Source organism: Polynucleobacter sp. 35-46-11 (assembly GCF_002281105.1).
Genome location: NZ_NCFJ01000741.1, coordinates 1 through 1,041 on the forward strand (window position 1 = coordinate 1; position 1,041 = coordinate 1,041).

Below are 1,041 nucleotides of genomic sequence, written 5' to 3' on the forward strand. Positions count from 1 at the left end.
AATATCTCCACTAGCATAGTGCCGAGCAAGATCTTCGCCCGACTTTACCCCAACAAAAATACTATGGGGGCAATGTACTTCCAACCATTTTTTTTGAGGTCCGTCACCCACCCAAACAATTTTCAAATGAGGTTTAATTTTTAACATTGCCTTAAATGCTTCAACGGTAAGTTGCAAATTCTTTTCGGAAGCCAATCTACCAACGTAAATAACAACCTCATCGCTTTCTGTGACACCCCACTCCTGACGCAATATATGAGAACGTTTTGAGGGGCTAAATAAATGGGTGTCGACTCCCCTAGCGAGCACTTTAAGCCTTTCAAAACCAGCTAGCTGCAAAGCATTTTTAAGGCCTTGAGTCGGGACCATCGTAAAACTTGTTCTATTGTGAAAATACCGTAGATATTTTTGTATCGGGATCTTCAGCCAACTAAGCCCATAATGCGATGAATAAGCATCAAAATTTGTTCGAAAATCTGAGCAGACGGGTATTTTGAGTTTGCGCGCAACCTCTAGTGCCGACCAACCCAGGGGACCTTCTGTAACTATATGCACTAAATCAGGCCTATTTGCCGACCATTCTTTCGTTAACATTGCCTGCTGAGGTAGTCCCAGCTTTAATGAGCCATAACCAGGGATCGGAACTCCTTGGCTGAGAATTTCCCGAAGATAGGTCTCAGTCTTGGGAGTATCCCACCTACCTTGACGAGGCCGGATGAGGGTAATGTGATGGCCCAAGCCTTTTAATCCATTGATAAAGCGAGCTACGGTACTAGCAACACCATTAACCTCAGGAGGATACGTTTCCGTAACAAATGCGATTTTAAGAGGATCAGATTGAATTTTGGTCATGAACGATTCTGCGGTGGATGTGGGCATTCGCCGAGTATTCGATAATTTCGTAACAGTTTTATGACAGCAAAATTCTGATCTGTCTTATTTATGTCATATTCAGTCTGTAAATAGTATGAATAGCAATAATTTTGTAATGAAATCAAATCTGATCACTGGAAACTAAATTGATACATTTTCTTGAAACCT

1 protein-coding gene is annotated in these 1,041 nt (G+C 41.7%); it reads right to left on the minus strand.

Translation table 11 applies throughout. From position 1 onward, the window contains the following. Positions 1-852: glycosyltransferase family 1 protein (locus tag B7Y67_RS19235; protein WP_293600007.1), on the minus strand; the 852-nt coding region annotated here is incomplete at its 3' end. Between the last annotated feature and the right edge of the window lie 189 nt (positions 853-1,041).